At 39.0% G+C, this 20,141-nt stretch carries 16 protein-coding genes; 4 read left to right on the forward strand and 12 right to left on the reverse strand.

What is annotated here, in order from left to right; genetic code table 11:
- The first annotated feature begins 110 nt into the window (after positions 1-110).
- Positions 111-755, forward strand: a complete 645-nt coding sequence (locus AC21OH_RS10710) for a c-type cytochrome (protein ID WP_487370437.1) — start codon at positions 111-113, stop codon at positions 753-755.
- Between the two features lie 155 nt (positions 756-910).
- Here AC21OH_RS10710 and AC21OH_RS10715 read toward each other — a convergent pair whose 3' ends face one another.
- Positions 911-2,509 (reverse strand): YifB family Mg chelatase-like AAA ATPase, encoded by a 1,599-nt coding sequence (locus tag AC21OH_RS10715; RefSeq protein ID WP_487370438.1) that lies wholly within the window; start codon positions 2,507-2,509, stop codon positions 911-913.
- Between the two features lie 319 nt (positions 2,510-2,828).
- Between AC21OH_RS10715 and AC21OH_RS10720 the strand changes: the two genes are divergently transcribed.
- Both AC21OH_RS10720 and hemN read left to right on the forward strand, forming a co-directional pair.
- Positions 2,829-3,743, forward strand: a complete 915-nt coding sequence (locus tag AC21OH_RS10720; protein WP_487370439.1) for a DMT family transporter — start codon at positions 2,829-2,831, stop codon at positions 3,741-3,743.
- Between the two features lie 405 nt (positions 3,744-4,148).
- Entirely contained in the window at positions 4,149-5,717 is a 1,569-nt protein-coding gene (hemN, locus tag AC21OH_RS10725) for an oxygen-independent coproporphyrinogen III oxidase (protein ID WP_487370440.1), read from the forward strand.
- A gap of 524 nt (positions 5,718-6,241) precedes the next feature.
- Here hemN and AC21OH_RS10730 read toward each other — a convergent pair.
- The 6 genes from AC21OH_RS10730 to grpE form a co-directional block, all read right to left on the reverse strand.
- Complete coding sequence (locus AC21OH_RS10730; protein WP_487370444.1) at positions 6,242-7,102, reverse strand: SPFH domain-containing protein; 861 nt, start codon at positions 7,100-7,102, stop codon at positions 6,242-6,244.
- A gap of 90 nt (positions 7,103-7,192) precedes the next feature.
- Positions 7,193-7,669, reverse strand: a complete 477-nt coding sequence (locus AC21OH_RS10735) for an NfeD family protein (protein ID WP_487370441.1) — start codon at positions 7,667-7,669, stop codon at positions 7,193-7,195.
- A 221-nt stretch (positions 7,670-7,890) separates the two neighbouring features.
- Positions 7,891-8,475: an outer membrane beta-barrel protein gene (locus tag AC21OH_RS10740; RefSeq protein WP_487370442.1), complete on the reverse strand. Its 585-nt coding sequence runs from the start codon at positions 8,473-8,475 to the stop codon at positions 7,891-7,893.
- 510 nt (positions 8,476-8,985) lie between these two features.
- Entirely contained in the window at positions 8,986-9,555 is a 570-nt protein-coding gene (locus tag AC21OH_RS10745) for a porin family protein (protein WP_487371167.1), read from the reverse strand.
- 510 nt (positions 9,556-10,065) lie between these two features.
- Complete coding sequence (gene dnaK, locus AC21OH_RS10750) at positions 10,066-12,003, reverse strand: molecular chaperone DnaK (protein ID WP_487371166.1); 1,938 nt, start codon at positions 12,001-12,003, stop codon at positions 10,066-10,068.
- A gap of 326 nt (positions 12,004-12,329) precedes the next feature.
- Positions 12,330-12,959, reverse strand: a complete 630-nt coding sequence (gene grpE, locus AC21OH_RS10755) for a nucleotide exchange factor GrpE (RefSeq protein ID WP_487371165.1) — start codon at positions 12,957-12,959, stop codon at positions 12,330-12,332.
- Positions 12,960-13,340: 381 nt separating this feature from the next.
- Here grpE and AC21OH_RS10760 point away from each other — a divergent pair, with 381 nt between their 5' ends.
- Positions 13,341-15,020, forward strand: coding sequence for an efflux RND transporter periplasmic adaptor subunit (locus tag AC21OH_RS10760; RefSeq protein ID WP_487371164.1), 1,680 nt, complete (start codon positions 13,341-13,343; stop codon positions 15,018-15,020).
- A gap of 19 nt (positions 15,021-15,039) precedes the next feature.
- On the opposite strand, the gene AC21OH_RS10765 is transcribed toward AC21OH_RS10760, so the two are convergent.
- The 5 genes from AC21OH_RS10765 to AC21OH_RS10785 all read right to left on the reverse strand — a co-directional run bounded on the left by AC21OH_RS10765 (position 15,040) and on the right by AC21OH_RS10785 (position 20,104).
- Positions 15,040-16,047: a TIGR01777 family oxidoreductase gene (locus AC21OH_RS10765; protein ID WP_487371163.1), complete on the reverse strand. Its 1,008-nt coding sequence runs from the start codon at positions 16,045-16,047 to the stop codon at positions 15,040-15,042.
- Between the two features lie 170 nt (positions 16,048-16,217).
- Positions 16,218-17,198 (reverse strand): fatty acid desaturase family protein, encoded by a 981-nt coding sequence (locus tag AC21OH_RS10770; protein ID WP_487371162.1) that lies wholly within the window; start codon positions 17,196-17,198, stop codon positions 16,218-16,220.
- A gap of 193 nt (positions 17,199-17,391) precedes the next feature.
- Positions 17,392-18,621 (reverse strand): hypothetical protein, encoded by a 1,230-nt coding sequence (locus AC21OH_RS10775; RefSeq protein WP_487371161.1) that lies wholly within the window; start codon positions 18,619-18,621, stop codon positions 17,392-17,394.
- Between the two features lie 96 nt (positions 18,622-18,717).
- Complete coding sequence (locus tag AC21OH_RS10780) at positions 18,718-19,236, reverse strand: GbsR/MarR family transcriptional regulator (RefSeq protein ID WP_487371160.1); 519 nt, start codon at positions 19,234-19,236, stop codon at positions 18,718-18,720.
- Positions 19,237-19,456: 220 nt separating this feature from the next.
- Positions 19,457-20,104: an L-threonylcarbamoyladenylate synthase gene (locus tag AC21OH_RS10785; RefSeq protein ID WP_487371159.1), complete on the reverse strand. Its 648-nt coding sequence runs from the start codon at positions 20,102-20,104 to the stop codon at positions 19,457-19,459.
- Between the last annotated feature and the right edge of the window lie 37 nt (positions 20,105-20,141).

The following is a 20,141-nucleotide window of genomic DNA, read 5'->3' on the forward strand; positions in this document are numbered from 1 at the left end:
AATACCGTTATTAGTTATTAACTTAGGCTTAGTAAAGTTATCTCGCACTGGTTTTTAAAACTATTGTTAATTACGACCATAAGGCTTGTCTACAAAATAATGAGATTAATATGACTTATTTTACATACCGACTCATCAGACCTATCAGTGCCCTGCTTATGGCATCCACATTAGGGCTATTATATGGCTGTTCAACCGCAGATCAAAATGCAGAAACTTTAGCAAAAACCACAGACGGCTATGCACCAACAACTCCGCAAGCACAGTTTGATCCGCAAGCCAGTCGTAATAATGGCTCTTGGGGCGCAGTTTATATGACAGAAGCGGAATTAAATGATGCGAATAGAAATGTCGTTGACTTTAGCGACATAGCCCCCTATCAAGAAGACCCTGAACTTGATAAATGGAAGCAGAAGTTTGGGGAGGAAAATTCATTTGCCACGACAGATGGCAAAAAGCTATATCATGATTCTTGTGCAGGATGTCACATGCATCAAGGAGAAGGCGCCTTTGGTGCAGGCTATTATCCACCACTTGCTAATAATACTAAGATGGATTCTAAATACTATATTATCGATATCTTGATTAATGGGTTACGCGGTATGCCATCTTTTGACTTAATGATGAACGATCAACAGATAGCGGCAGTCACACAGTATGTGATGAATGATTTAAACAACTATAATGCTGAGGTTACCGAAGATGATGTTATTCATTTACGCCCTGACCACGCGCCAGTTGAAGATGAAAGATAGCTCAAAACGTTAAGCACGCTCTGGGTTAATTATTGACTAAGCTAACTATTGATTTAAACAAGCTGCTATGATTATCAGCTTGTTTATTGCTTTTACTAGATTGCTTTTACTAGATTACTTCTATTTATTAGTACTTATCTAATAATCTCAACCACTTAATTACCGCGATAGCTGAGTGCTTCACTCAAATGAGGCGTTTGTATATCAGCACTATTTGCCAGATCAGCAATGGTGCGAGCCACCCGTAATAATCGATGATACCCTCGGGCAGATAAATTAAGCTTACTTTGAGCCATTGCAAGTAGCTGCTTTTCATTTTCTCCTAACGTGATATGTTTGTCCATTTCACTGGGCGTTAACTCACTATTTGGCTTATTCTGCCTTTTATGCTGCTGCGCATAGGCACTGGTAACTCTTGAGCGCACCGTATGCGACTGCTCGCCCGCTTGGCTATTTTGTAAATCACTGATAGGTAGTGCCGGCACACTGACCTGCAAATCTATTCGATCCAGTAAAGGGCCAGAGATTTTATCTTGATAGCGCTGGATTTGCTCCGGCCGACAGTGACAGCGGTTAGAAGGATCACCATGATAGCCACATGGGCAGGGATTCATAGCGGCCACCAATTGAAAGTTCGCTGGAAAGGTTGACTGTTGGTTAGCACGGCTAATGGTAATTTGTTTTGACTCTAACGGCTGGCGTAGTACCTCTAATACCTTTCTATCAAACTCTGGCATCTCATCCAAAAATAGCACCCCTTTATTAGCAAGGGTAATCTCACCTGGTTTAGGTCGTGAACCTCCGCCGACTAATGCAACTGCTGATATAGTATGGTGAATTTCTCTAAAAGGTCTGGTGCCATACTGATACTCAGTATTGGCTACTGAATAAGTACTGGCGACCTCTAATGCCTCTTCATCCGTTAAGTCTGGCAGTATGGTTGGCAAGCGAGCTGCCATCAACGTTTTGCCAGAACCAGGTGGGCCGGTGAACAATAGCGAATGCCCACCTGCCGCTGCTATCTCTAACGCTCGCCTGGCATGATGTTGACCTTTCACATCTGCCAGATCAACTTTATAGCTGGCATCACGTTTAGGTAGTTTGGAGGTTATGGGCGTTAATAAACCCGCTTGACTTGTCTTATTATTAGGGTCTAACGCGATGCTATGCTGTGCCTGAAGATGGTCACATACAGCAGCAAGCGTTGTGGCGCCAAACACAGTCACTCCAGCAACGCGGCTTGCCTCGCTACCATTGACAATTGGCAACATCAGCTTATGCGATATCTCATGGCTTTGTGATGACTGTGTATTATCATCTTGATTTGACGGGTTGGCTTGGCTATGTTTTTTGTTTAAGTCAGTTTTAATGGCTCGTGCTACAGCTAGCCCACCTGCTATGGGACGTAAATCACCATTTAACGCAAGCTCACCGATAAACTCATATTCATGTAACCATTCAGGATCTATTTGACCACTCGCGGCTAATATGCCCATCGCAATCGGTAAATCCAAGCGCGCGCCCTCTTTGGGGAGATCTGCTGGCGCAAGATTTATCGTTAGACGCCGATTAGGAAACTGGAAGTTCGAATTTATGATGGCCGAGCGCACTCTGTCTTTGCTTTCTCGAACTGCGGCCTCTGGTAGTCCTACAATGGTTAATGCAGGTAGGCCTTGCGATAGATGCACTTCTACCATAACTTTAGGGGCATGCAGCCCAACAACCGAACGTGTATTTACTTGGGCGAAAGACATGTATTACCTTAACGTATAGACATATATAAACAGGGATGTGAAATAAGTTTAAAAACCGTGAACATTAGTTGTTATGCTACATTTGAACAATTGATATGAGCAATTGATATGAACATTAGACAATAAAGATTCAAATAATAGATTAATTATCAAAACTTAGCAAAGCTCAATTTGAGTTTAGCTAGAATTGTTTGATGATATTGATCATACTTTTAAATTTGATGAACATGATTAACAGACATAAAATGCGCCGAATAACGCTAGGCACACGCCATAGAAGAAATTTAGGATCAGATTAAGGAACAGGCTAAGGATCAAGATGTTAAATAAAAACTCAGTCACTGCACTGGCTTGTCTATTGGTTGGCGGCGCCCTTTTAGGCGTTTCGACCAATCTGGCCAAATATGCCGGTACTATAGATCTTAACCCTTTAGCATTTGTGTTTTGGTCTATTACTGGCGCAGCTTTGATATTATTGTTCAAGGCCAAAGCCCGTCACCAGCCGCCACTGATAACTAAACGCAGTCTCGAGTATTATTTGGTAGCCGCATTGGTCAGTGTGGCAGGCGCTAACTTAATCTTTTTTTCTGCTATTCCTCAAGTTGGCGCCAGTTTTGTGGCGTTAGTCATCACCCTTCCGCCATTATTGACTTATCTGGGTGCGCTATTGTTAAAGATGGAGCGCTTTGATGTGTTGCGCGCTTTGGGCGTGATATCGGCATTGGGCGGCGCAGGGGTCTTGGCCGGCAATAAATTAAATGCGCCTGATGCGAGTGTTTTTTGGGTCTTAGTAACATTGTGTGGTCCTGTGCTATTGGCGATAGGCAATCTTTATCGCACTCTACGATGGCCACCGAATGCCCCGCCTAGCGCCTTAGCACCGGGTATGCTAGTAGCGGCAGCCATACAGTTAACCGTGGTAAGTATTTTGCCAAACTTTTCATTATCCCTACCTACCCAAGATTCATTAACTTTTACCGTCTCAATCGGTGTAATCGTACTGCAAGCTTTTATTTTTGCTGCTCAATTTCAACTGTTATTTATTTTACAAAAATCTGGAGGGCCTGTACTACTAAGCTTACTAGGTTCTACCGCTGCCGTCTTTGCCATACCCATTGCGATATTTGTACAAGGGGAAGCTCCTCCTAAAGGACTGGCTATGGGGGCTTTATTAATCGTTAGCGGCGTAGCCTTAGTAACTTGGGGCGGTATAAGAAAATCAATGCTCAAATGAACTATGAGCTGCGCGGCATAACAAATAATATTATAACCAACCATTAAATTGTAAAAAAAATAGCTATAAAGTATAAGTTGCAGCTATATTTAAGAAGTATGATAACCCTGAGGTTACAGGTTATTTTGCTATAATTTGTTATAATTGACCAGAGGCTGTATAGAATTGATTCATGGAACTGGCGGAGACTATTTTTTAGTCAATATGTAGTGAATTTTTGACGCTTAGTCATTCTAAGCTAAAACCCTTAATTATTGAATGTCGCAATATATTGGCAAAAAATAGTCCCGCCCCTGATAACGGATTAAGCTATCAGCAGTCCTAATTAATCAATTCTATACATCCCCTAATAAATCAATCTATCCATCCGCTTTATTTTATCGGCTTTCCGATAAGGCAATAGTTATGACCAATTCTGCAATATTTACAGACCAAGCCAACCTACCTCCTTCAACTGAACGTCCAGATTTTACGCCACCAAATCCTTATGCCAAAAGACAGTTTGATGCCGCGACATCTGATATGCCGCAGTTAGAATACGATGAAGCTTTGATTCAAAAGTATAATCGCTCAGGGCCTCGTTACACCTCATATCCTACCGCTTTGGAGTTTAAACCTATTCAAAGTGGTACTGAATTAAATATTTTGACCAGTCGCGACCCCAATGCTCCGATATCACTCTACTTTCATATACCTTTTTGCCGCCACCTTTGCTATTACTGTGCGTGCAATAAAATTATTACCAAAAAGAACAGTGATGCTGGCGACTATTTAGAGTATTTAAAACAAGAAATAAAACAAAAACGGGCTTTATTAGAGCGTCCAGACTCAGGCGGCAAACCCTATGTGAAGCAGCTACATTTAGGTGGAGGAACGCCAACCTTCTTTAGTGATGACGAACTGGTTGAGCTTTGGGAGTTTTTACAGACTCAGTTTGAATTTGCACCGTCGTCAATCGATAATACTACCGAAGCGCAGCCGGACGTTGGCGATTATTCGGTTGAAATTGACCCGCGTGAAATTAGAGGCACCACCCTTGATGTCTTACGTAACTTAGGCTTTAACCGCATCAGCTTTGGGGTACAAGATTTAGACCATAAAGTACAAATCGCGGTCAATCGAGTACAGTCTGAAGCGCTTATTCGCAGTGTGATGGATAAGACGCGCCAATTGGGCTTTCAGTCTACCAATATTGATTTAATTTACGGCTTACCGCATCAAACTCCTAAGACCTTCGCCAAAACGTTAGAGACGATTGTCGATATCTCACCAGATAGATTGTCTATATTTAACTATGCGCATTTACCTCATCGCTTCAAGTCGCAACGCCAAATCAAGGACGAGGATTTACCGAGCCCCAGTGAGAAGCTTGAAATGTTCAGCGATACTATAGCTGATTTAAATGAGGCAGGTTATCAATATATAGGTATTGATCACTTCGCTAAGCCTGATGATAGTATGGCTGTCGCACAGCGCGAAGGAGTGCTACATCGCAATTTTCAAGGCTATACTATACTTGGTGATTGCGATTTATTAGGTTTCGGCGTGTCCGCTATTAGTCAGATCAATAGCACCCTTCATGCCAATAGAGGCAATAGCGCCACACATATATTGCAAAATCATACCGATCTAAAAGAGTATGAAGCGATGGTAGATGCCGAGAAATTGCCCGCTGTGAGACACATCAAAACCAACATTCAAGATCGTCTCCGTGGTTATGTCATTTCAAACTTACTTTGTCATGATTACATCGACTTTAAAGACTTAAATCAGAAATTCGGTATTGATGCCATCACCTACTTTATTGATGAGATTCAGCAGCTCGGTGATATGCAGAAAGACAGATTAATCAATATGGATGCTGCGGGAATTCGTATTTTGCCTAAAGGTCGTCTTCTCGCCCGTAACGTGGCCATGGTATTTGACACTTATTTAGCCAGTAAAGAAAAAGGTCGTTTTTCAAAAGTGATTTAGTAAGGAGCTATAGTCAAAGAAATATAAAATGGTTAAAAGGCAACCGAGTTCAAGTACTATTATAGTAGGGCGAGCGGGGTTAACACCGTAACCGTTTAGTATTTCGCTGACTATATTTGATAAAACATTAAATTAAGGAGCAGCTAAGCCTGCACCTACACTGGTCGGTAAGGTATAACCAATCGAGCCCCATAACGGTTGCCAATAAAAAGTGACTACTTCGGGAAAACGAACTTCACTTAAACACAATACGAGGTTCCCTGCCTTACCAATACTATATTATTCTGATCAAGACTATCAGTAATAATGTGCCATAAGTCTTTGTGTGGTATCGGTAGCGCCAGCCTATACGACTCGATCAAATAGATAGTCGGCAATGGTATACGTTGATCGTGTCATTATGAAATTTATTTTTATTATCTTTGTTGTCTATTTAACGAAGTTATTGTTAGAGTCCTTTAACTTTAAACCTTTAATAATCTTTTAGCTTTCGAGAATAAAACTAAAAATGATATCAAATCGACTTAAGATTTAAATTTGTTACCCACCATACCTTTAACAGTACTTAAAATATCCGCTGGCAGTATGACAGTTTTGGCATTATCAGACTCCGCAAGCTCTCGCATGGCTTTAATGTACTGCTCACCCAAAAGATAAACCACAGGCATCTCTTCTTCACCCATCGCATTGGTAATCAAGCGTATGGACTCTTCAGAACCTTTTGCCAATACAACTTGAGCCTCAGCATCACGGCGCGAGGCTTCTAAGCGTCCATCGGCTTCTAAAATAGCCGCCTGCTTCTGTCCATCGGCACGTGTCACGGTCGCACGGCGCTGTCGCTCTGCCGCTGCTTGCTCTTCCATCGCCGTCTGCATGGTATCTGAAGGATTAATATCTTGAATCTCTACAGTTTTGAGGGTAATCCCCCAGTCTGCGATGTCTTCGGAAATGGCTTGCTTAAGCAAGGCTTTAATATGATCACGGCTTGATAAGGCGCTGTCCAAATCCATTTCACCAATAATAGAGCGCAGAGACGTCTGTACTAAATTACGAATACCGTACTCATAATCTTCAATGCCATACACTGCTTTTTCTGGTTGAACAATACTGATATAGGCCACGGCATTAGCAATAATAACCACGTTATCGCGCGTAATAACTTCCTGCGACGGAATGTCTAAAACAATGTCCTTGGTGGTTAATTTATAAGCCACTTCATCCACATAAGGGATGATTAGATTAAGTCCAGGTTCAAGCGTCTGCTGATATTTACCTAATCGCTGGACTACCCATTTATACCCCTGAGGAACAATTCGCACGCCTTTGAATATCGTAAAGACAACCAAGGCGATAAGTACTAACATAACAATACTGACACTTCCCATCATAAACTCCGTTTAAACTTCATCCGTTTATCGACTATTTATTCTATAATCTGTTGTGATTCTATACTGGTCTATTGAGGTACTATACGGTTATCGGTGGTTGATATGTGCCTGTATTTTAGAGGGCGCAACAACCAGCTCATTACCTATAATATCAACCACCACTACCCGTTGCCCCATCTCAAGAGCTTCACCTCGCGTTCGGCATGGCCATTCGGTGGCACCGACTATAGGCACACTAAAGCGAACCGTACCTGTTCTTTTAAGCGTTGGTACCAAAGTAATCATTCCTGTTTCACCAACTATGACAGACCCACCAAGCCCAGCTTTGGTTCGGTCAATTGACAAAGGTTGTATAAATCTAAACCAGATAAATACCATGGCAATAGACATAATTAACCATAATACAATTTGCATTAACTCTGATATTGGAAACAGCCATGCCAACAGCGCCACAATGACCGCTGCCACACCAAACCAAAGCGTAGCAAATGTGGTCAAAAACATTTCAAGTATGATTAAAATACCACCGAGTACTATCCAGTGCCAAGGTTCTATGCCAAACATACGTCATCCTTAAGTGTGTTAACTATGTTTATATTACCATCATTAATCCATAGCGTCTGTGGAACATTTAATAAACTCTAATTTTATTAACTTAATCAATATTACTTTGCATCAAAAATTATTTTAGACATAAAAAAACGACCGCCGAAGCGGTCGTTATGCATTCAATTAATTTAAGTCAATTTATAACAAATTAATTAAAAAAGATATTTTGCAGTTGATTAAAATTTGAAATTAGCACCTAAAGTAATACCTGAAGCATTTAAATTACCTTGGTCAGCAACGTTATCAACTTTTGGATACCAATCATAAGCAAGCTCTATAGCAGCATTAGGCGCTAAATTATAACCTAAGCCTAATCCACCTGCTAATCCAGTGTCTGATGAACTACCACTATAGGCGTTATAAGTGTAAGCTTTTGAATCAACATCAATTTTGTTTTTAGCAATACCTAGACGGCCTTTAGCATACATTTGTGAAACTGGGAATGTATAATTATAGGTACCATATAATCCATAAGCTTTTGCGTCATACTCTGACTTATTAAGTACACCATCTTTAAACTTTTCATTACCAGTTGTCATATATTCAGCTTCAATACCCCAATTAGGATCAAAGGTCATACCGCCGTATACACCATATGATGTCGCATCATCCTTAGCACTATCTAAGTCATACATACCAACTTTAGCGCCAATATAAGGCTGCGCTACCATACCATTACCATAGGTAACGGCTGCTTGTGCACCCATTGTCATTAATACGCCAGTTGTTATTGCGAGTAGTGTTTTTTGAAATAGTTTCATGATTAACTCCTATTATTATTCTTAAATAATATTTAGATAATTAAATGTTAAAAGAGTATAAGAATTAACTTTTTATTTTTTATACTTTTTATTACTTCCAACTCCTTATGTATCTATAATAGCAAAATATACAATTTAGTCTGTTGAGCTTTGATGGGCCAGTTGTAAAGTATTCCTTCCAAATATATCCATTACCGCTAATCAGTAACTTTAAGCTAATAGCTTTACAATAGAAAACGGCCACTTATGCGGCCGTTTTTAATTTTGCTTTGGGACTGTCTCAAACCTAAATTAAACTAAAACTTATAATTAGCACCTAATGTAATACCCGATGCATCAAAATCTTCATCGCTAACCTCAACAGGAGGATAAAAATTATAATAAGCTTCTATTGGAAGTATTAAAAACTATGACATATGAAAAAAACGACTACCTAAAGTAGTCGTTTTGTTAATTTAATACCAATTTTTAATAATAGTAAAAATTTAGTAAATCTAAGATTTAATTAAATTAAAATTTAAAGTGAGCACCAAGGGTAATACCTGAGGCATCTAAGTCATCACTGTTGTCTACTTCAATAGAAGGATACCAGTTATACATAGCTTCGATAGAGGCATTTGGTGTTAAATCATAACCAAGACCTAAACCACCTGCAACGCCCGTGGTAGAACCTTCAGTGTTAACATTAATGTAGTTAGATTTAGTCTCTAATTCTACTTCATTTTTTGCTACACCTAAACGGCCTTTACCATATAAACCATTGGTATTTGGCACATAATAATCTGCAGTAGCATATAAACCATAAGTATCTGCAGAATATTCATATACTTTAGAGAAGTCTTCATCACCTGTAGTCAGATATTCAGCTTCAAGACCGAAATTAGGTGTAAATTTAGCACCACCATAAATACCATATGACATTGCTTCGTCGTCGGCACGATCTAGATCATATTGACCAATCTTAGCGCCAATGTATGGTTGAGCTGTCATGCCATTACCATAAGTTACGGCTGCCTGTGCACCCATAGTCATTAAAGCGCCAGTAGTTAATGCTATTAGTGATTTTTGTAATAATTTCATAATGTCTCTCCAATTTAATAATAGTGAACAAGCTTAGTATGTAACAGTTGAATCTCAAATCTAAATGTATTTTTATTCATCAAATAACATTTAAATCAGCTGGTTATCGACTTTGCTTGTCTTTCAATCGATGAGTACATAGTAACAAGATATTTCGAAATAACTGTTTGTGTTTGTTAGATTAGAAGTTAACTTTTGCACCTTTTAGTTATTCATCTAGTTACAAAGCAGGGTTTGTTAAAACATTTTGTTACAACTAACCTTTTTAAGTATATTCTAGTAACAATATCGAGGAGTTAAAAGTTACTTTAATCCTTAATATTCAAAAAGATAGTTCATATTTTAGTTTTTAAAATTTTAAATTTAATCATATAAATGTTTATAGATACAAAAAAGGCCATACCTAGGTATGGCCTTCACGATTAAACACCTATCAACAATAACTTAATCTACACACTTGTCTTAGTTCATAATTCAAGTTATTAATGACGGTGATTAAACACACAACTCTTATTTTTTATCTTCTTCGTCTACTTCAGTAAACTCAGCATCTACCACATCATCATCGGCTGCAGCATCGTTAGTTTGCGCGCCATCTGCCGCTTGGCTAGGATCTACACCTTCTGCACCTTGACCAGCAGAGTAAATCTTCTGGCTAATAGGTAAGAATGCGTTATCTAAAGCCTCAAGCTTCGCTTTGATGTCATCATGATCATCTTCTTTAGTTGCTGTTTCAAGCTCACTAATGGCAGCATCAATCGAGGTTTTCTCCTCATCGGTAACTTTGTCTTCGGCTTCCTTCATGGCCTTTTGAACCGCATGAATACGACCATCTGCTTCATTACGAACCTGAGCTAACGCTGCGAATTTCTCGTCTTCAGCTGCGTTTGCTTCAGCATCTTGTACCATTTGCTCGATTTCATCATCTGATAAACCAGAGTCCGCTTTAATTTGGATACTTTGCTCTTTACCCGTACCTTTATCTTTTGCTGAAATATTCATGATACCATCAGCATTGATGTCAAAAGTAACTTCGATTTGTGGGATACCACGAGGCGCTGGTGGAATATCTGTTAAGTTAAAGTTACCCAATAGTTTGTTCTGCGAAGCAACTTTACGCTCACCTTGATAAACCTGAATGGTTACTGCTGGCTGATTATCCTCAGCGGTTGAAAACACTTGAGACTTCTTAGTTGGGATCATCGTGTTTTTCTCGATGATAGGTGTCATCACACCGCCCATAGTCTCAATACCTAGTGTCAATGGCGTGACGTCTAGTAATAGTACGTCAGTTTTGTCACCAGATAGTACGGCGCCTTGAATTGCTGCACCAACAGCTACCGCTTCATCCGGGTTGACATCTCTACGCGGCTCTTGACCGAAGAAGTCTTCCACTGTTTTTTGTACCAGTGGCATACGGGTTTGACCACCAACTAAGATAACATCGTCGATTTCGTTGGCTTTTAGGCCCGCATCTTCTAAAGCGATTTTACAAGGTTCAATAGTACGCTTCACTAAGTTTTCAGTTAACGCTTCAAGTTTAGAGCGGCTGATGGTCACAACCAAATGCTTAGGACCAGACGCATCTGCAGTAATGTAAGGTAAGTTCACATCAGTGCTTTGGGCACTTGAAAGCTCAATCTTAGCTTTTTCAGCGGCTTCTTTTAAGCGCTGCATTGCTAATGGATCACCTTTTAGGTTAAAGTCTTGCTCTTTTTTAAACTCTTCCACTAAGAAATCAATCAAAGCTAAATCAAAATCTTCACCACCTAAGAACGTATCACCATTGGTAGAAAGTACTTCGAACTGCTGCTCACCGTCAACATCTGCAATTTCAATGATAGATACGTCAAATGTACCACCACCTAGGTCGTACACAGCAATGGTTCGATCGCCTTGCTTCTTATCCATACCGTATGCAAGTGCAGCTGCTGTTGGTTCGTTAATAATACGTTTAACGTTTAGACCAGCAATTTTACCGGCATCTTTAGTCGCTTGACGCTGGGAGTCATTAAAGTATGCTGGTACAGTAACCACGGCATCTGTTACTTTTTCACCTAAGTAATCTTCTGCTGTATTTTTCATTTTTGTTAGGATTTCAGCAGAAATTTGTGGTGGCGCCATTTTTTTTCCGTTGACTTCTACCCAAGCATCACCATTGTCTGCCTTAACAATTTTATAAGGCACCATACCGATATCTTTTTGCACTACTTTATCGTCAAAGCGGCGTCCAATAAGACGTTTGATAGCATATAAAGTATTATTTGGGTTAGTGACTGCTTGACGTTTTGCAGACTGACCTACAAGAGTTTCACCATCTTTATAAGCGATGATAGAAGGAGTCGTACGGGTACCTTCAGCGTTTTCGATGACTTTAACTGAGTCACCTTCCATTACTGCAACACAAGAGTTGGTAGTACCTAAGTCGATACCTATTGTTTTAGCCATAATATAAAACTCCAAAAAATTTATTGTTTATGTTTATTTAAAAATTAGCACTTGGCTTTGAATGTATCAATAATTTGATTGCCATGAATAATTTGATTGCCATGAATAATTTAATCATATTGATAACATCAACCTTCATAAGCCTTGCTTCTGGTCTTTATATCGGTTTACTGCGGTTATTTTTCAAGTTAAACATGCATAAAATTAGCAAATTTTTTGTCTTTTTATGTATGTACGGTTTAGATAACTACCGTATATTTAATTGCTGTCTATGCTTGTCCGGTTATGAACAGCCCGATATTGATGCACATTTAGTGAGAGATGAATTATTGACCCACTTTAACCATAGCAGGACGTAATAGTCGACCATTTAAGGTATAGCCTTTTTGTAAAACCTCACCCACTGTATCCGCTTCAGCATCAGGGTCGATACCTACAGCCTCATGAAAATCAGGGTTAAACTTTTCACCTTGTGGGTCAACTACTTCAACGCCATGCTTATTTAAAACATTTAATAAAGATTTGTGAGTTAATTTTACCCCTTCCATGATAGCAGCATCTGCGTCAGTATCTGCCTGTACGCTAACGATAGCGCGCTCTAAGTTATCAACGACATCTAAAAGCTCGGTGATAAATTTTTGCAAGGCAAACTTACGACTCTTTTCCGTTTCTTGCTCCATACGCTTTTGTGCATTATAAGCATCCGCATTGGCGCGTGCTTGACCTTCTTTGGCGGACTTAACCTCACCTTCTAATTCGGCAATACGATCTTTAAAAGCTTGAAGGTCAATCTCATTTTCAATGGTTTGATTTTCACCACCATTTACATCAGGATTAAATTCATCTAATGACTCTTTTAATACGGTTTCCTTTTGATCTAAATTGGACTGTGCAGCAGTAACATTATCTGCATCATGTTGATGATTAGGGGCTGTATTATTTGTATCGTTACTCATGGTTTCTCCTTAATAGCCAAAACTTTAGGCAAATTATAAGATTAAAATTAAATGATATTGAAAAAATGATATAGAAATCAGAAGTCGGTATTTGATAACGACCTATTTGAATTTAATATTTATAGGCTTTCTTTATATACTTATTGCTTGATTAAGGTTATTCACTAAAATTTCAAGGCCTAGGAACAAACTTAAAACAATCTCAGTATCGTATCCAAAGAGACACGTAATCATTACTTAAGAAAGTACAGGTCATCGGTATACTAAGTTTTAATATCATTGATATTTTTGTTTTATAGTTATAGGTGATAAGCATTTCATATTGATATCGATATCGCTGATATATAAGACTGCCTAGAATTATCACAGGACCCATTTAGAATGCAATTGAACACACCGCCAAAACAGTACATTAATTTCTTTGAATCAGGACTAGGGTTAAAAGCCATTAGAGCGCTTATGATAAGTACGAGTTTAATGATGAGTGCTTCTTTAATGCTCAGTGGGTGTCAAAAAACTGATAATGGAAGCACTGAGCTGCCTAACGTTCAAATATTAGAGGATGAGGTGATTGTAGTTAGCTCACTTATTATGACCAGCAACCCAGAGCGATACCAACCTAGCTATACGCTAGAAGGTGCTTTAATTCCTGTGGATTTCACCGCTATTAATACTCCTTTTAGTGCAGATAACATCACTTTATATGTCAAAAAAGGTGAGCGTGTAGAAAAAGGACAGATACTGGCAACGATAGACACCTCCATGAGTGACGCCAATGCGTCCTCTATAGATAGCCGTTATATAGAAGTTATGGTTGATGGTATTCGTCAAAATCCCACACGGTCTGACTCTTCAAAAGAAGCTGCGTTAATAAAAGAAGCTACGTCAGTAAAAGAAGCTACGTTAATAAAAGATAATACACCAAATGGCGAGGCTTCAAACGATGTCAGCCGTGCTTATACGTCTTCAGCAGCGTCAAAGTCGTCACAAAATACGCAGTCATCAAAAGATAGTAGAAATAATAACGACTCTTCTAAAAGTACAACCCATAGTGTTTCAACCAATGCCGTTGATACTGTAAAAAATCTACCCGAAAAAGAGCCGTCGACTATTCATAAAAATAATAATGGCAGTTTAAATGCCGAGTTCGAGGTTACGTTAATATTTAAGTCGCCTATTAAAGGTACTATTATTAATATTAACGAGGAGTTAATGGCATCGCTAGAGTCACTTAGCCAAGCATCTCAAACTTCTCCTGCCAAAACTTCTCCTGCCAAAACTTCAGCTTTAAAAACTTTAGAAGCACAAAATTTAGGTCCCCAAACTTCTGATAATTCTAAATCATCGCAAATTCATAGTTCCCAAGATTCAGCCAATACTTTAGCCAATACATCTGCTAAAACGTCAATCAAACCTCAAGATAAGGCAAACACACAGCAAAGTATTGTAGAAACCAATATGATTGATGCAGCTGACACAGCCGCTAGCAAACCTCTTAAGTTGTCACATCCGCTTAATAAAGACATGACCTTACTTACAGTAGGCGATACTCACAAATTACAGCTAGTGGGTAGGCTTCCTTTAACGGCAGAATCCGAATTATCCGTTGGTGATTCCGTAAATTTCAAAGTCTTTGAGGCGCATAGTGAGTTTACCGGTCAAATCAGTCACATAACGCCGGTGCTTGATGAAGGGTATCTGGTGGTTCGAGCTCCACTCCTCTCTGAAGATGATGATAAGGCCATACTAGAGCCTGGAATGCTCGCCATTATGTCGATTGATTATGGTCAAAAACAGCTGGGTGTGCGCTTGCCAAAGGAAGGTATTTTTGAAGCTGATTTGTCCAAACTAAACGCCAAACATCCTAGACCAACTGAGGAGATACATGGTTATGTTTGGGTCATCGAGCAAGACCAGCACCTATCTTATACCCCCGTTAAAGTCATTGAGTATTTTGCTCAATCCGATAAATATTTAGTTCACGGTATTAATAATGACAGTGTCGTATGTTTAGCAGATTTACCAAAAGATTCTGCGGGCAAATTAATATCTGTGGAATAATTGTTGATTGTTTTAGCTCTTATTTTATTGACGTCTGGTTACGCAGTGCATTACCAAGATCAATATGCTTAAATTCAAAACCAAAGTTTTCTAATGCGACGGGTAACACCTTTTGACCATCTATCAATAGTGTTGACATATCTCCAAACATTAGTTTTAGCAACCAACTGGGTAAAGTCATAAACGTAGGCCGATTGAGCCACTCGCCAACAGCGTTAGTAAATGCATCATTACTGACAGGGTTTGGGGCAGTTAAGTTGTAAATAATGGGGTTTTGCTGGCTTAACGGTTTAGATTCATCAAAGCCTAAGTTTTGCTCAATAATAAACCACGTTGCACGTACCCAATCTTCACGGCTAATCCAGCTCATGATTTGCGTACCATCTCCAAGCTTGCCCCCTGCTCCCATTTTAAAAGGTGTCAATAGGCGTGCAAGCATACCACCCTCTGGATGTATAACCACACCTGTTCTAACTAGCGCCACTTGTGTGCCGAATGCAGCTGCACCTGCTGCTTCTATCTCCCATCTATCACAAAGCTCATGCGCAAAATCGGTATTGACAGAATTAGCATCATCATATTGTGAAACCGCGCTGCTGTTTTCATCTAAAGGTTTATCCCCTTGAGCACCATACCAGCCAATTGCCGATCCGCTCACGAGAAGTTTGGGTTTCTTATCTATTCGTGCCATATAATCCAAAATGGCTTGAGTGGGCTTAATACGACTTGCATATAAGTGTTGTTTGCGCGCCTCACTCCATCGTTTATCCGCAATACCTGCACCTGCAAGGTTAATGATGACATCAAAGTGCATGGTAGTGATTTTTAGCTCATCATAGCTCATCATTTTGATTTCACTAGGATGCGATTGATTCACATCTCGACTTAACCAAGTTATATTTATACAGCTTGCGTCTTTTAGTATATGACGATAGGCATATTCAGGATTATTGACAACCTGCTGCAAAACCCAGTTGCTAAAAGCACGACCTAGAAATCCAGTGCCACCGCTTATTAAAATATTCATCTGTCTCTTCCTTATTTACCTGATGCACTTTGTTTGTAGTCTATGTTTTATAGTCTTTGTTTAATAGTCTATGTTTAATAGTCTATGTTTTAAAGTCTTTGTTTTAAAGTCTTTGTTTTAAAGTCTTTGTTTTAAAGTCTTATTAATCGTAATTATTTACAGACACGTTATCAAGCAAAATGACGTCTGATTGGACACTGATTATTATCAGTCCCTCGATTGTTATTGTCATGAGTGTTACGTTTTTTATTTAACCAGAGTTTTAAGTCTTCTATTTTTGGAACCACATGGTTACTTGTGGTTGCAGGCGCTATCGAGTCAATGCGTTTGGCAAGTGTCGGTAGATTATTGGTAGGTACAGCTGGATATAGATGATGTTCCACGTGAAACAGGAGACCAAAGGTTACTAAATTTATAAATCGATTGCGTTCAGTTCTTGCAATACCTTCATTTAAATCATGATGCACGCCCCAGACTGCAATCAAACCAACGCTAGCATTAGCGAGTATCATCACAATAAGATGGTAAATGGCCACTTTGAGTACCGACGCATTGATGAGATAAGTGTAGGATATGAGGTCTTTAGTAGTTAAATAGCTAAACGTAGCACCGACACAAATAGCGATTGTACATAGTCCTATCAGGCCAAATTCAATCCAAGCAATTCGTTTAGATTTTTTTGAACTTAATACCAGCCCTTTTTTATAAATTGCAAATCGATATCTGATTCCTCCTAATAAAGCTTGCCACCAAGACAATTTAGCCAAACTGCCTTCAATATCATCTTTACCCAATGGGTCCCGATGATGCTGCATATGTGTGGCTCTGATACTGTGTAACCCTGTAAATAGCAAAACACTCATGATCATTATCAGGAGTGTGGTACTGCGTTTGCCAATACCTAAGCTGTGGTGGTATCCGTCATGCGCCTGTCTGAATGCAGCCGCAAAAAACAAATAAGTGCTTATACAAGCAAACACAAACATAGAATGCCATGCAAACCACCATGATAGGAATAAAAAAGGATAAGGAAGAATAATATTATAGATAACTTGAGCATGTGTCAGTTGACGTAAATCCTTCCACTGAACCTCTTTGAGGGTTTGCCGAATGGTAAGTGTTTTGTTGCGTGTTTTTGTGGACATTTTCATACTAAGTCCTTATGAGAATTTTGGATTTAGGCACTCGATAAATATGTTGCAATCGCAATAAAGGTTTGTGTAGCACTATAGTCAAAGAACTTTAAAGTAGTCACAAGGCAACCGAGTGCAAGTACTAATAGGGTAGGCTTAACGAGGTTAACACCGTGACTCTTTATAAGTTCGCCGACTATACTACTTTGACTTAACTACTTTCCAGTCTGTTTTGATACAAACCTAACGTATCTTCTACAAATTCACGCATCACCCATTTACCCCAATATCCTGCATAAAAATTTATATTAGTAGTAATACGATAAGTCACTTTAAAGGTAAGCTCCGTCGAATTTTTAGAGATAGGTTTGATATCATATTGACCATATAATAATTTAAAATGAGCGCCATTAATCGTGACATGATCATCTAAGGTTTTTGGGGGAACAGAATCAGGATAAAAAACGAACTGCCAACGCAATTGTTTATTAGGGATTTGAGAAATTAAAGGTTCATCAAACGTTATACCGCCATACCATTCGCATTTGCGCACCCATTGCCCATTTTCAACGACCGTAATAGCAGATTTGGGAGTAGGAACCTGCATCAAAGGTAGCAGATGACTTTTTTTATAGAAATTCTGAGGTTTGATATCTTGGATATGATTAATAGATTGCCAAATCTTTTCAGGCGAAGCTTGAATAACTGTACTGTGCGTCACTTCATATGTTTCAGGCGACTGCTCAAGAGGTAAAAAAAGAATTATAAAAGGAAGAATAGCAACAGAGTGTAAGGCTTTACTTTTCCAAAAAAGAGTACATATCAAATGCATAATCAAACCGCCACTCAATAGCGCAGCATACAATATGGGTGACGCTAATACGATACATATGATGCCTTCTCTGAGTATGGGAATTGATATAATTAGTATGCCCAGAATAACCCAAAAGGTGATCTTAAAAACTTTTTTTATGGTAATAGGGTCACTCAAACTTGCATAGTAAACAGCAGCTGCACCGATAAAAAAAGGCACACCAATTAAAAATTGTCCACCTAACAATTTGTCTTTATCTTCAGCTATCCAATAGCATAATGTAAATATTCCTAATATGAGAAGTAACCCTGTCAGCGCAGGAAGTAGCTTTTGGAGAAAACTACGTGAAACATATGCGCGCTCCTTCTTTCTAAGCTCATTATCTACGATGGTATTCTTCGAAATAAGCGCAGTGTGTTTAAACTCCTCCTCTAATATATGTTCGTTATCATTATCATGGGCTTTGACAGTTGGTTGTTCATCTGGTCTTACAGAAGCCTTCTCGATGACGTCAACACCCTCTAACTTCGAGCTTTTACTGTTAGCATTCTTCCTACTGTCATGATTAACCGGAGAGTTATCTTGTTGAGACTTGTCCGGCTTTTTGTCTTTAATGAACTTATTCATAATAGCGTCTTATAATTAATAATTTATAAGTAATAATCTAGGTATTTCTTTATTTTTAGTTATTTCTGTTAAGAGTGAAATAATTATATAAAATTTTTAACGAATTTTTTTCTTAATTCTCGCACCAAGTTTTAGAATCTTTTTTAACGTACTGGTTGGTAATCTAAGCATTTCATCAGACCAACTAGTTACTGTTTCGACAAACTCTCTGGTTTCAAGCATACGATCTTGCACATCGCTATTTTCTTGATTAAATTCTGAGCTTTCAACCAGTTCTGTCAAAAACTGCACCGTTGGCGCAAGCTCACGTTTTTGACGTTCAATGACAATAACACGTGCCAGCTCCCAAACATCTTGCTGGGTAGTAAAGTGATCACGTCTATCGCCTAAGATAGAAACCTTCTGTACCAAGCCCCAATGTTGAAGCTCTTTGATACTGTTAGAGACATTGGAGCGTGCTACCCCTAACGTTTCGGTTATTTCTTCAGCGTTAAGCGGTTTGCCAATGATGAAGAGCAGCGCATGAATCTGTGACATGGTGCGATTAACACCCCACTGAGAGCCCATTTCTCCCCAGTGCAATACAAATTGTTCTGTTGCTGGATTCAATTTCATACGTTGACTTTAACCTTTCAAATGATTGTATTGGCTAAGACTGCTCTTTTTATAGCTTACTGGCTTTAAGTGTTTTATGTTTTATAACTAATTATTATCATGCTTTAAAATATACTTGTTTCTGATATTTCAGTCAATACAGAAATAATAAATTATTAACATTCTATTTGCAAGAAAAACTTTTACCCTTAATTACGTTAAACTGCTGCGTGCCAGCTCCTTATCTTAAAGCTTTTCCTGACAATGCATCCTTGATCTGACTGGGTAAGGTATATCCTAAGGTTTCACCTTGTAGATAATAGATATCGTTCGCAAAATAGGCGAATGCTTCATCAAAGGTTGTGGCAGGGCTGAGCTGCGAGGGGTTACAGCTGGTCGACACTAAAAACCCAAAAGGATTATTATCGCTAACCAATCTTTGACAAAGCGCCTGAATCAAAGAATGTGCAATAACACGTACCGCTACAGAGTCATAACGCCCTGTAATCCATTTGGGAATTGGTCTATACAGTTTGGTCGCCGAGTCATCAGTTGCTAATGGAAGTACCCAAGTATGTGCTTGTTGATATTCATTTTTGTGATTTAGAGACTCTGTATTGGAGTTTTTATCTTCCCAACTTTGAGCAACCTGTTCACGCTTAGATATTGGTAAGTTTGCCAATAATGACTGAATACGATCCACCTTATCCGTGACCACTATCATTCCTTTTTCAAGCGGTCTATGCTTGATGGCAAGGATTTTTTTGACTGCTACTTCATCATATGGATTGCAACCGATGCCCCAAACACTTTCTGTAGGATAAGCCAGAAGTTTACCTTGATTAATCCATTCGGCAGCTTGTTTGGGGTCTTTTGTCACATTCATCATAAGGTGATTTCAATCATAACGATTTTAAGTATCAAAA

It is taken from the genome of Psychrobacter sp. CX10, from assembly GCF_057621575.2.